Source organism: Armatimonadota bacterium (genome assembly GCA_028871815.1).
Classification (GTDB): domain Bacteria; phylum Armatimonadota; class Chthonomonadetes; order Chthonomonadales; family Chthonomonadaceae; genus REEB205.
The window spans coordinates 37262-49986 of sequence record JAGWMJ010000016.1; the positions used below are offsets into that span (position 1 = coordinate 37262).

The following is a 12725-nucleotide window of genomic DNA, read 5'->3' on the forward strand; positions in this document are numbered from 1 at the left end:
CCGTTCCCGCACTACCGCGCACTACGAGTTACCAGGCGGCGGCGTTTCGTGCCACGGACTAACGCGGCGGTGTCGCTTCCGCCGTGCCGGACGGATCTGGCGTCAAGACGTAGGCTTCCCCGACTGCAGTGGCAAATTCCGTTGCGCAGCTCCGCATCTTATGGCCTGTTGCAAAGTGGTGGGTCGGGCACAAACTTCCTGCACGACGCACGGTCAGCCAGCGGTCGGCGCACACCACGCAGTTCCTGCCGGCACGAGAGAGTATCTCCGCGGTTGTGAGGCGCCCGTTCTCCCACCCGATTGAAACATCAAAGCCGCCGCGGGCGCATAAACCTCGAACGCTCCCGCTCGGCCATGCTTCCGGCAGCGCCGGCAGCAGCCGGATGATGCTGCCGTGGCACTGGAGCAGCATCTCGCCGATGCCCGCGCATCCACCGAAATTGCCGTCAATCTGGAACGGAGGGTGCATATCAAACAGGTTTGCCGCCGTACTTGCCAGCAGCAGCTGACGCAAGTGCTCGTGGGCGCTGTCGCCGTCGGCCAGGCGGGCGAAGAAGTTGATCATCCACGCACGACTCCAGCCGGTGTGCGCGCCGCCGTTCGCCAGACGCCACTCCAGCGATTTGCGGGCCGCCTCCGCCAGCTCCGGCTGACTTTCCAGTTCAATCTGCTCACCGGGATGGAGCGCGTAGAGGTGCGAGACATGACGGTGCCCAGGCTCGACCTCATCGAAGTCCTCCAGCCACTCCTGCAGGCGGCCCGTTCGAGCGCTGATCTGCAGCGGCGGCAGACGGCGCAGCGCGCTCCGCACCTGTCCGAGGAACGCCTCATCCCGCCCAAGAACTTCGCCGGCGGCCAGTGTCATAGTGAAGAGATCGCCCACGATCTCCAGGTCCATCGTGGCGCCGATGGTAAATGACGCGGCGCGCCCGTCCGGCAGCCGATAGGCATTCTCCGGTGAGCTGGATGGGGAGGTGACGAGGCGGCCATCGTCCATTTCCACGAGGAAGCCAAGCATGAACTCGGCCGCGCCCCGAATGGTGGGCCAGTAGCGCTGCAGCAGCGTCACGTCCTGGCTGTATTGCCAATCCTCCCACAGATGGCGGCACAGCCAGGCTGCGCCCATTGGCCACACGCCCCACACCCCATCCGCAGCAGCCGTATAGCCGAAGATATCGGTGAGGTGATGCACCACCCAGCCGCGGCATCCGTACTGCCGACGAGCCGTTTCCGCGCCGGACGCAACCAGTGACTCGATGAAATCACCGAGCGGCGCCGCACACTCGGCGAGGTTGGCGCGCAGAGCTGGCCAGTAGTTCATCTGCAGGTTGATGTTTGTGTGGTAGTCGGCGTTCCATGGCGCCTCAAAGTGCTCGTTCCAGATGCCTTGCAGGTTAGCCGGGAGGCTGCCTGGACGGCTGCTTGCCATCAACAGATACCGCCCATACTGAAAGTAGAGCGCCGCAAGATACCCGAACGCACCGCTCCCGGCGGCGTCTGCCGCAATCTCTGGTACGGATCGACCGGTCGGCGCTTCCAGGAAGAGATCCACACGATCAAAGAGCGTGCGATGCTCGGCTATATGCCGATCCCGGATGGCGCTGAATCCCAGTGATGCGCCGCCTTCCACGGCCTGGATGCACATCTCGATTGGGCTGCCGCCGCGGAAACTCGTCCCCGCAGCCACCAGCACTTCGATCCATGTGGCCTCTGTGACGCGGAGACCGCCACCGAACCGCTCCACGGCGCCGTCCGTGTTCACGGCAGCCAGGGCTGCGAAGCGCACGGCATCGGCTGGCGGCGCCGGCTCGTTGCGGCCGCAGACCGTGCCCATCATCCAGATCCGGTTCTCATCGGCAGTCACCTCCGCATCGCGCGCCCGGCTCAGGCGTACAACAAGCGCAGGTAGCTGCGTGCCGCCGGTGCTCGTCCTAACGGCAAGCAGGTTGGCTTCCGCGCTGACGAACGTCTCGCGTTCGATCCGGGAATCGGCGATTGTGAAGGTGGTAGCAGCGATTCCGGTGTTCAGGCACAACTCGCGCCGGTAGTCTGCGACCCCGTCCGTCAGCTCCATGTCAAGTTCAAGGTCGCCGAGCGTTTGGTACGAATCGACACCCGGCGGATCACCCAGCATTCCGGCGCGTGCCGCTTCCTCGGCATCCTGGGGTCGGCCTTGCCGCAGCAGGTCCCTTACCGTTTCGAGGGCCGTCCGAGCCTCGGGCCGAATCGGGACTCTGCGTCGGCCCGCCCAAACAGTCTCTTCGTTCAGCGCGATCCGCTCATGAGCAACACCGCCGAAGACCATCGCGCCAATGCGACCATTTCCCACAGGCAGCGCTTCCAGCCACTGCTCGGCGGGCATCGGGTACCAGAGGCGCCAGGCATGCGCGTGAGCCGCCACTACCGGTGCGGCGCTTCGCCGGGCCAGAGCACGCCGGCCGAGTGGCGCCACCAGTCCAATGCTCGCGCCTGACCCAGAGAGTCTTGCCAGCTCATCCACGGGCGAGGCGCCTGCCGGTCTTTCAGATGCGTCGCAACGGCATCTGCCTCAAGGGCGAAGAGGTGGGTGTTGGAGTCCACCGCCAGTGTCTCCGGGGCAGAAGCGCCAAGGCGCATCACGGTGAGCGTTTCGCCCTGCTCGCCGGGCAGCCAGGGGTGCGGTATCCGGATCCAGCCATCGCTGCCCCACACGCGAAATTCAGAGTCCGCGCCAACGCTCATCCCACACGCAAGATTCGCGAGGCAGCCACCGGCGAACTTCACGGACGCCGTGGCCCATTCATCCACGCCAGTTGGTCCAAACTCAGCGTGGCCCGCGATCGATTCCGGCTCGGCGCCGGCTGCCAGGCGGGCGAGGCTCATGGTGTAACAGCCTACATCCATAATGCCGCCGCCGCCTATGGCTGCCTGCCGGCGCACATCATCCTGCCTGTCTCGCATGTGGAATGAGAACGTGGCTTGTATCATTCGTGGCGTACCGATCGCGCCTTCCTGCATCAACTGCCACAACTTGTGGATCTGTGGGTGGCAGCGATACATGAACGCCTCCATAAAGAAGACATCGGCACGCCGGGCCTCGCCGATCACGGTTTCGGCCTCCTGGGCATTCATCGCCAGCGGCTTTTCGCACAGCACGTGCTTTCCTGCCCGCGCCGCCGCCACACTCCACTCGGCGTGAAGGTGGTTCGGCAGCGAGATGTAGACGGCCTCAGCGTATGGGGAATCAACCGCCTCCTGGTAGGTTCCATAAGCATGCTCAATCGCGCGCGGCGAGGCGAACTCCTGGGCGCTCGCAGCGGTCCGGCTGCCGACCACCGTAACTTCGCCGGTCAGCGACCGCGCCACGCCATCCGCAAACTTGTTGGCGATGCGGCCGGTGCCCAGTATTGCCCAACGCAGCTTGTCAGCCGTCATTCCGCCGTACCTCCAGCATTCGATTTGTTCTCGTCATCGCGCTCGTACCCGATGAAGTCGCCGCCTGGGAGCTTCTCATCCAGGATGCTGGCTCGCTCCCGAAGCAGTCCTTCATCGTGCGGCACCGCCGTAGCCAGGCTGCCAATATACCGAAGCGGAATCGGCTGCCGCGGCAGAGGGTCGGGTAGTCCGGTTGCTTCCAGTCGCTCCGCAACATGCTCCTGCATCTGGGCGGAGAGGCGCGCCACCATCTCCGGGCGTTGAGCGGCAAGGTTCTGCCTCTCACCCGGATCGGCATTCAGGTCGTATAGCTCCACGTCTCGCGCTCCGTGCATATCCGGAACCTCCAACGGCACGATAAACTTCCACGGGCCGGTTCGAAGCCCGCGCTTCTTCATCCACGTGTTTTCCGTGATGTGCAGGAATGGCGCGGTGTCGGCGGTCACATCGCCACTGCACAGGGGCAGCAGGGATCGACCGGGCAGTCCTTCGCGCGCAGCAAGATCGCCTGCTCCGCAGTAGTCCAGAACGGTGGGTGCGATGTCCAGCATACTTGAAGTCGCAGCCACCCGGCGTCCGCCTGGGATCCGCGCTCCGGAATCGGAAAGTACCAGTGGTATGCGCAGGTTGGTATCGTACAGGCCGTGGTGATCGAACCAGTAACTGTGCTCATCCAGCTCTTCACCATGATCAGCCGTGATTGCGAGCAACGTGTCATTGAGAAGCCCCAGCGTCCTGCAGAGTTCGATAATACGCCCGAGGCTGGCATCCATGTAGGCGATTTCGGCATCGTACTGTGCCTTCGGAAACTCGATGTCGGTCACCCCGGGCATCCATTCGGCGAAGTAGTTCTTGAATGTCTCAAATTGCCAGACTGGATCCATGCTGTGGTTTGCCGGGTCATGTTCGTCACCGTTATAGAAGCACCGGTCAAACGGCGCCGGTGGCAGATACGGCGTGTGCGGGTCCCAGTAGTGAATAAAGAAGAAGAATGGCTGGTTCTGGCCGGCGATACGCCCGGCGACGCGAGTGGCGGCAGCTTCCACCGCCTCGGCCTTACGCCATCCACCCGAAACCGCGCGCTCCCACTCGTACGTTTCGTAATGCCGGAAACCGCGCTGAAACCAGTTCCCAAGGTTATCGGCCCCGGCAGTAAAGTAGCCGCGCTCGGCCAGCAGCTCCGCGATGGTCCGTACTCCCGGCCTTGGCTTGTGGTCGATCGATTGGCAGGTGACGCCATGCGCGTAAATATCCTTGCCGGTGAACATCGTGGTATGGCCGGGAAACGTTGGGATGAATGGACTAAAAAAGTTCTGGAAGACGGCGCCCTGGCCGGCGACCGCGTCCAGAGCGGGCGAAGTAGCCCGCGCGTAACCGTAGCACCCGAGGCGGTCGGCGCGGGTAGTGTCCATGCTGACCAGAATCACATTCATAGAGGAATCTCACTGTGGGATGACCGTGTGCGGCAGGAAGCGACAACTGCGCCGGCGAAAGCAGGCACGGACTTGGGGCACTCGCTTAGTGACGGGCACAAGGAGCTAGCGGTGAACATCGGCATCCGGTTGCGGCTTACCGTTATGATGGTGCTGGAGTACGCCATTTGGGGCGCATGGTCCGCGGCGGGCGGCCTGTACCTGACCAGCGCTATTCGGGACCATGGCCTGGGGCTTAGCGGCGCCCAGGTCGGCCTGATATTCAGTATGCTGCCGCTCGCCACCATCTTTGCTCCGATGCTCGCCGGGCAGATTGCCGACCGGTGGATGAATACGGAATGGCTGCTGGCACTCTGCCACGTCATGGCAGGTGTAGCGCTCATCGTAATGGGAAGTGAGCGCCACTTTGGCCCACTGGCCGCGCTGATGTTCTTTTCATCCATATTCTACGCGCCAACCCTCGCGCTGACCAACTCGATCACTTTTTCGCACCTTTCCAGCAGCGAGCGGGAGTTTGGCGGAATCCGGGTCGGCGGTACGATCGGCTGGATCCTGGCCGGCTGGATGCTCACCGGATGGCGAACGATTAGTGGGATATCGGGGAACGGCGATGTATTCTATCTCGCGGGTGTGCTGGCGCTGGTCCTCGCGGTTTTCTGCCTGTTTCTGCCGGCGACACCGCCGAAGGGCGAAGGCACCGACCCGTTTGCTTTTCTCAAAGCGCTCACGCTCTTCCTGGACTGGGATTTCGCGATTTTTATGGCGATCTCATTCGTGGTCGGTACGGAACTGATGTTCTACTACTTGCTCACATCGCCATTTCTTGGGGCGCCGAGAGCGGAGCACGGTGTGGGCATCGCAGCCAACCTCGTGCCGATGGTGATGACCCTGGCCCAGGCTGCCGAGTTTACCGTGATGCTGCTCCTACCGCTGTTCCTGCGGAAATGGGGCGTACGGAAGACGCTCGTGATCGGTATTCTGGCATGGCCGATCCGTTACGCCATCTTTGCGTTTTTCCCGTACCCGTGGCTCGTGATTCCGGCCCTGGCGCTGCATGGGCTCTGCTACGTCTTCTTCTTCGTGGTAGGTTACATCTATGTGGATCAGGTGGCGCCGGCCGATATCCGGGCGTCGGCGCAGGCCCTGGTGGCCGTCGTAGTGCTTGGTGGCAGCATGTTCGTTGGCAGTATTGTTGCCGGCAATATTCAGAGCATGTTCACGCACAGCAGGCTAGTCGCCGGTAAAATGCAGCAAGTCTCCGATTGGCGCACCATTTTCCTCATTCCCTGCGCCATGACCGTCATCTGCGCGCTGGTGTTTCCGCTCCTGTTTCGTGGCAGCAAGCGCCGAGGTCGCATGGATCACGGCAGCGAAGGTGCGCCACAGCCGCCTGTACCGTAGCCCGGCCGCAGGCGGGTTGGCGATTGCCGAGCGCGACCCTGCACGACGCGCGAGACCCGCGGCACATCGCAGGTAACCATACGGAGCCGGCGCCAGGTGCTGAAGCGCCACGGCGGAAGCGGGCTGCCCTGACGCGGCAAGCCAGTGGAAGGAACCTGTAAGATTGAGCCTGGAGATAACCTATCGCGGCCACCGTGCACGACTGATGTGCAGTGGCGCCTACACGGAACGCCCGCGCTCCGGCATTGATCCGGAGACTCCGGCCGAATACCTGGCGCTGTACCTGGATAATCGCTGGCGCCGGATCGATTTGAACATTATCCGCGCGCTGCGCGAAGGCCGGATCGACGAGGCGCTGCGAAAGCTTATCGATAAAGAGATTGCGATGATGCACGAGTTGAAGGCGGCACAGATGGATGCGCTGCCAACGGTGGATATGGGCTTCTGGTAGGCCGTTACTTACCGCCGGCCGCTCTGGTTGTCTGCCAGGCGACGCGTCGGCGACACGGTCAAGGAATTGATGGGCTTCAGCGGGAACCACTCTTTACGGAGGTTCCTGTGAATGCCGCTGCTGTTTGCCGTACTCGTCGCTTTGCTGCCTCAGCCTGACGGTCTGCAATCGCAACTTATATTTCCGCTGCAGCGGCTGCACAATCATGCCAGCTGCGTGGTTCAGTGCCCCAACGGCGATCTGCTCTGCTGCTGGTACCGTGGTAGCGGCGAACGCGAGGCCGACGACGTGCGGATCATGGGCGCGCGGCTTCATGCCGGAAGTCAGCGTTGGTCCGCCCCGTTTGTTATGGCCGACACAGCGGGATTCCCTGACACCAACCCGTGCATGATCATCGATCCCGGCGGGCGGCTTCACCTATTCTGGAACATCATACTGGATCACCACTGGGAGCACGCTCTGCTGCAGCAGGAGTGGAGCGACGACTATCAGCAGCGGAGTGGTCCGCCCAAGTGGCAGTGGCAGCAGAACGTGCTGACCCGCCCCGGCCCCCGGTTCCAGGCTGCAGTTGCGGCTCACCTTGACGCTCAATGGGCGCCATACCGCGCCGCGGCTGACGCGCGGGACAAAGCCCGCATCGATACGTATCTTGCAGAGCACCACGCCATGGCCGGGAATATGTTGAGCCGGCGGCTGGGCTGGATGGGCCGCGCGCATCCGTTTGTCGCCAACCGAAAACGACTCATCGTGCCACTCTATTCCGATGGGTTTGATTTCTCCATGATGGCGATCAGCGACGACTGGGGCTTGACCTGGCACAACAGCGAACCCCTGGTCGGACCCGGTGGCGTGCAGCCGGCCATTGCTGAACGGAAGGACGGTACACTGGTCGCCTTTATGCGCGACAACGGACCTCCGCCTCAACGCATCCAGATGAGCGAATCGAAGGATGACGGAGAGACCTGGACTCTTCCACGGGATATATCGCTGCCAAATCCGGGCTCGGGCCTCGATGTGGTGGTTCTGAAGAGCGGAAGGTGGCTGTTGGTGGGTAACGACACGCAGGAGTCGAGGCGGCGCCTTGCCGTGTGGGTCTCCGACGACGAGGGCCGTACGTGGCCGGTGATGCGTCACATCGAGAACGACACGCGCGCTACCGGAGCTGGATCGTACTCCTATCCGTCGATTATCCAGGAACGTGATGGGCAGATCGACGTAACGTACAGTTATGCGCCGGGCATTGACCAGGCGACCGGAAAGCCCGCGGGTGAATCGATCAAGCACGTCCGCCTCACGGAGGCGTGGCTCTTGCAGAAACATGAGCCTTAGCCGCCGGTCATCGCGCGCAAGATGATGCGCCTGGGCGGCGATCGCCGCTACCGGTGGATGGTGGTTGCGATGTTGTGGCTGATCTGCGTGCTCAACTATGCAGATCGTCAAGCGTTATTTGCTATTTATCCGCTGCTGGAGTCCCGGTACGGCTTTTCGAAGTCGTCGCTGGGTCTCATCTCGCTCGCCTTCATGTGGGTCTATGCGCTCTCTGCGCCGCTGGCCGGGGTGGTAGTGGATCGCGTAGCGCGGAAGCCGGTCATCCTTCTGGGTTTGGCTATCTGGAGCGCGATAACCGGCGCGACGGCTTCGTGCCGGCTGGTCTGGCAGTTTGTTGTGGTTCGTGGCGCCGAAGCGCTGGGGGAGACGTTCTATTTTCCGGCGTCGATGTCGATGCTCGCCGACTACCACCCCACCTCAACGCGATCGCGCGCGATGGGTATCCACCAGACGGGTGTCTATGCCGGCACCGTCCTCGGTGGCGGCCTGGCCGGTTGGATGGCGCTGCACTACGGTTGGCGCTCGCCATTTCTCCTGCTGATGTTCGCCGGCGGTATTCTCAGCATACTGCTGGCGAGGATGCTGCTCGAACCCGTCCGAGCCAGCCGGGCGGCGCCCGCGGAAAGCCGGTGGGAAGAAACGGCGCAAAGCGAGCCAGCCACGCTGCTTCCATTGGCGGCCGCATTGCTGGCAGCCGCGTTCTTCGGCGCAAATCTGGTGGCGCTCATATTCCTGGTGTGGATGCCCACCTTTTTACACGACAAGTTTCACCTCAACCTCGCGGTCGCGGGCATCGGCGCGGTGCTGTTCCTCCAGGTCGGCAGTATGTTTGGCAGCGCATTCGGCGGTTGGATAGGCGACAGGTACCAGATGCGTCATCGCGGCGGCCGTATAGCTTGGCAGGCCGTTGCTGCGTTGGCGGGAGCGCCGTTCATTGCGCTGGCAGGGCTTACCCGATCGGTGCCCGTGCTTGTGCTTGCGCTCACGCTCTTCGGCTTCTTCAAAGGGTGCTATGATGCCAATATATGGGCAGGTCTGTTTGATGTCATCCGACCCGGAGATCGCGGCGCCGGCGTTGGGCTGTTGAACATGATCGGTTGGTTTGGAGGCGGCCTTGGCACAGTCGCAGTCGGCTTTGCCTCGGATCATGGCTTCCCCATGAGCCTGTCGATCGTGTCTGCCGCCGTTGTCTACGTTCTGGTCGGGGCGATCCTGGCCGCTGCCGCCAGGCTGGCAATGCGGGCATGGTTGGCTGGTGTCAAGCCCGGTCGATAGGCCCGTGGTCGGACTGTGTCGCGCGGGTCTATCGCCAGATTCTGTAGGAGTATCGACTACGGGGGTATAATAAGGGATGCAGTTTGCGGTCGACGCGTTATGGCCGGCCGCTGAGCGTCGGACGGGAGATCGGTTTTGCAGGGACGGGAAAATGTCTCACACCCCTTCAGCCGAGCAGATCGAATGGGACGTTTTGCTGCAGCGTGCCCGAGCGGGCAGCGACTCGGCGTTTGAGCAGGTCGCTCATCGCATTGATCGCCGTGTGCGCCGGATCGCTGCGCGTACCCTGAACCTTGGCGGCAGCAAAGCTCCAGCGCCGGCACTGCGCGATTTGATTGACGATTGCGCCTCGGAGATTGTGATCTGGGCGCTCACGCGCATTCGCAAGGACAAGCCGGTAAACCCCTGGTCGGCGGTTTTCGACAACTGGGTTCGGCATCGCGCGCTCAGGGCCTCGCGGCGCATTGAGTTCGTGAACGCACACCTTAACTCATGGATGGACGACCGCTGCCGCCAACACGACGTGGATCCGGCTGCCGACCGGATGGCATTGGACGCCGAACTGGTGCACGATCTGGCTCAGAGCGTGCCATCGGTGAAATGGCTGCTTCTGAGAACAGAGGGCTGGACGCTCCGCGAGATCGCACAAGAGGCCGGCCTTTCGCAAAGCGCAATCTCTCGCGTTATAGAGCGGGCACGCATCGTGGTTGCGGATCGGCTGTCGGAGGCGAACTCCGAGTTACGGCCCGTCTCGCGCCGACCAGCGGCGGCGCGGCGCGAGTGGCGCACCGCTCCCACGGCCCCTCCGGTCCCGCGCCGCGTGACGCGTGAGCCGGCGCGAGCGCACTTTGATCTTCCACCCGTGCTGCGGTTCTCGTTACGATTGCAGCAGCCCGATTCGCCCGCCGCCGCCGAATTTGCAGATCGACCAGGACTCTGCAACACCCGCGCGCCGCGCTGACTTCTTCTATATGTGGGACCAACTCGGCCTGGTACGTCCGTCGGCGGCCAGGCGATCGGAGCGGAGCATGGCCAGCATGACATTACAGGACCAGCAGCGTCGGGCGACATGGGAGGCCTGGAATGCGCTCGTGGCAAGGTGGTGTGACGGCGACCCGCGCGCGCGCGAGGATGGCTGGAAGTCGGTCGAGGAGCGCGTCACGAAGATTCTTTCGCCGTACTCCGGATCTGTCAGCTGGTCCCAGGATGCCCACGCGGAGTGGATCGGCGACGAGGTGCTTCGCTGGCAATCGTGGGCGGACCGAAGGGTAAGCCGCCAGTTGGACGTGACCATCTGGACCGTAGACTTTCGCCGATGGGTGCGGTCGGCTGCGGCACGGGCCAACAAAAAGTGGAATCACAGCGAGTGCGTCTGCGCGATTGCTGAGTTGGGCCCGGAGGGGCTCGAAGCCCTTGACTTTGCCAGGTGGTTGCGACGGTGCGAGGAAACCGACCCAGATGAAGTCGTCCAGCTGATAGCCACTCATATAAAGAATCCGACCTACCGCCAGTGGTTAACCTGGAACGTAGTCTATGAAATGACCTGCCAGGAGATCTCACTCCAAGCGAACCCCCCTATGAACCCGGCGACAATTCGATCCGGCGTCATGAGGGCACGTCAAGTCCTGGCTGCAGTTCCGGAAGTCCGCGCATGCCTGGAAGGATGGTGAGCCTCACGCGCACCTCGGGCTGCGGCTTGCGGCCGCGCGGCGGCTGCAGCCTGAACCTCTGCGCTTTGGGACCTCTGTGACCTATAGGCGGTAGGCGCCGTGGATCGGGCTGGCCGCGCACGCGAGAACGGCAGGGCGAGGCCTCAGAAGCGCCATCGCGCTCAATGAGTCGGTTGGCCGGTTGGAGGTACGGTGGTGTCGTGTGGCGGCTGTTGCGCCTGCCCAATACCGGCAGGCTCATCCTGTGGCTGAGGAGCAGGTGGCAGGTTTGTGTGGAAATGGCGCCGCACATAGGCGACTACGTTCCTCGCCGCGGTCGGATCCAGTCCGGGATGCTCCGTTGCCGCGATTGCATCGTCTGCGAGGCCATAGTAGGTATAGAGGAGCGCCATCTGTAGGGAGCTCGCTGCCTCTTCGGCCCTGGCTTCCTGAACTCTTGAGGCAGCGGCCGAGTCGAGGACGAGGAATGTGGCGTCCGAGGAACGCTGGCCGTTCGCGGCCCGGACATACCATCGGTAAGTGACGCCGCGGGCGAGTGGCGTGGCCACCTTAAACGTGTGCGATACCGACGTGGTGCGCAAAACCACCTCCCAATGCTGGCCGCGCAGTGTTTCCAGCACGAACAGCAACGGCGCCTTTTTCGGCGCCGTTGCAATCAACTCAGGCTGTGTAGTTAGGATGGCCGTGCCGCTGGGTGACGCGGCGAACAGCGAGAGACCCGGCGTAACCGACATGCCGCGACCGGTCTGCGCCGCCGGTTCCGCGTGGTAGAGCGCCCTGGTCACCAGCGGTGAAACGGATGGCTGGGAGGGCAGCAGGGATGTCTCGGGAAGAACGGGAGCTTGAGCGCGGAACGTGTGAATAGCTAACAGCGCGGCTGTGCCGCCGGCGGCAACCAGCAGCACACCGTAGCCGAGCGCCTGCCCGAGGCGGCGTGTCCGCTCGCGACGGCGCTCGCCTCGACCGGTAGTCCGGATGATCGAAAAGATCTTTTCTGGTCCGGCCGCGATCGACTCTCGCAGCCGGTTCTCGGCGCCGAGCGCCAGCAGCTTGTTTATCTCACGGTATTCGTGCTGACAAAACTCACAACCCGCGACGTGCCGCATCACGGCTGCCGCCTGGTGGTACCGGATGCCTTCCTGGATAACGCGCCGCAGTGCGTCATCACCGACACACTCGGGCGAGGCGGGCGCGAGGAAGTCCAGGTCGTCCGCGTCGAATTCGTCAATATGTTGAGAGTCCGCCTCGATGTCAACGGGGTCGACAGGGTCCCTTGCAGCAATCGGCGGCCGCTCATCGGCTACCGCGGAGGCTGGACTATTGCCCGTGTCGCGCTCACGGCGCGCGCGTGATTTGGGGGTCCGGATCAGTGGTACGCCTCCTGAATGCGATTATGCCGATGCGAACGCCTCTGTGGCGATACGTCTTGGCCGTAAAAGAAAACGATCTCAAAATCACAAGCTTTTTAGATGATTAATAAACCGGTGTTCGCAGGCGCCGACCAACTAATTGTGGTTTTCGTGCTCACACATGCGAACTGTGCATGTGCGGTCAGCCCCGTGCAATCAGGCGCTTCACGTGCCTGTAGGGCGCTGATAGAAGTCAGCGGGATGACGGAATCGGCGCAGGAAACCAACCTTGGTGTGGCAAACAGCACGGCAATGCGCTTCGCGTGCGGGACGGCAGCGCATCGGAGGCGGAATATGCTTCAGCCAGGACTGCCGGCTCCGCGGGTCGGAGGCATACTCAGCA

The 12725-nt window shown here is 62.9% G+C and carries 11 protein-coding genes; 7 read left to right on the forward strand and 4 right to left on the reverse strand.

Features of this window, described 5'->3' with window-relative positions:
• Window positions 1-58: 58 nt before the first annotated feature.
• Genes KGJ62_14955 through KGJ62_14965 form a run of 3 tightly spaced genes read right to left on the reverse strand, consistent with a single transcriptional unit; the run spans window position 59 to window position 4847 of the window.
• Window positions 59-2500, reverse strand: a complete 2442-nt coding sequence (locus KGJ62_14955; protein ID MDE2127877.1) for a glycoside hydrolase family 95 protein — start codon at window positions 2498-2500, stop codon at window positions 59-61.
• Window positions 2401-3414 (reverse strand): Gfo/Idh/MocA family oxidoreductase, encoded by a 1014-nt coding sequence (locus KGJ62_14960; protein MDE2127878.1) that lies wholly within the window; start codon window positions 3412-3414, stop codon window positions 2401-2403. The genes KGJ62_14955 and KGJ62_14960 overlap by 100 nt, the downstream gene beginning before the upstream one ends.
• Window positions 3411-4847: a sulfatase-like hydrolase/transferase gene (locus tag KGJ62_14965; GenBank protein MDE2127879.1), complete on the reverse strand. Its 1437-nt coding sequence runs from the start codon at window positions 4845-4847 to the stop codon at window positions 3411-3413. Before KGJ62_14965 ends, KGJ62_14960 begins: the two co-directional genes overlap by 4 nt.
• Window positions 4848-4919: 72 nt before the next feature.
• Here KGJ62_14965 and KGJ62_14970 point away from each other — a divergent pair, with 72 nt between their 5' ends.
• The 6 genes from KGJ62_14970 (at window position 4920) to KGJ62_14995 (ending at window position 10973) form a co-directional block, all read left to right on the forward strand.
• Window positions 4920-6248 carry an MFS transporter gene (locus tag KGJ62_14970; protein MDE2127880.1) on the forward strand — a complete coding sequence of 443 codons (1329 nt, stop codon included), beginning with the start codon at window positions 4920-4922 and terminating at the stop codon, window positions 6246-6248.
• 163 nt (window positions 6249-6411) lie between these two features.
• Window positions 6412-6699: a hypothetical protein gene (locus KGJ62_14975; GenBank protein ID MDE2127881.1), complete on the forward strand. Its 288-nt coding sequence runs from the start codon at window positions 6412-6414 to the stop codon at window positions 6697-6699.
• 111 nt (window positions 6700-6810) lie between these two features.
• Window positions 6811-8028 carry an exo-alpha-sialidase gene (locus KGJ62_14980; GenBank protein MDE2127882.1) on the forward strand — a complete coding sequence of 406 codons (1218 nt, stop codon included), beginning with the start codon at window positions 6811-6813 and terminating at the stop codon, window positions 8026-8028.
• Between the two features lie 21 nt (window positions 8029-8049).
• A complete protein-coding gene (locus tag KGJ62_14985; protein MDE2127883.1) occupies window positions 8050-9303 on the forward strand; it encodes an MFS transporter in 1254 nt (417 codons plus the stop codon).
• A gap of 151 nt (window positions 9304-9454) precedes the next feature.
• On the forward strand, window positions 9455-10264 hold the full coding sequence (locus KGJ62_14990; protein ID MDE2127884.1) for a sigma-70 family RNA polymerase sigma factor: 810 nt from the start codon (window positions 9455-9457) through the stop codon (window positions 10262-10264).
• A gap of 76 nt (window positions 10265-10340) precedes the next feature.
• Window positions 10341-10973 (forward strand): hypothetical protein, encoded by a 633-nt coding sequence (locus KGJ62_14995; protein MDE2127885.1) that lies wholly within the window; start codon window positions 10341-10343, stop codon window positions 10971-10973.
• 161 nt (window positions 10974-11134) lie between these two features.
• Here the strand turns inward: KGJ62_14995 and KGJ62_15000 are convergent, their stop codons facing one another.
• A complete protein-coding gene (locus KGJ62_15000) occupies window positions 11135-12079 on the reverse strand; it encodes a hypothetical protein (GenBank protein MDE2127886.1) in 945 nt (314 codons plus the stop codon).
• 363 nt (window positions 12080-12442) lie between these two features.
• Here KGJ62_15000 and KGJ62_15005 point away from each other — a divergent pair.
• Window positions 12443-12725, forward strand: a 283-nt coding sequence (locus tag KGJ62_15005; GenBank protein ID MDE2127887.1) for a hypothetical protein, incomplete at its 3' end; no start/stop codon positions are given.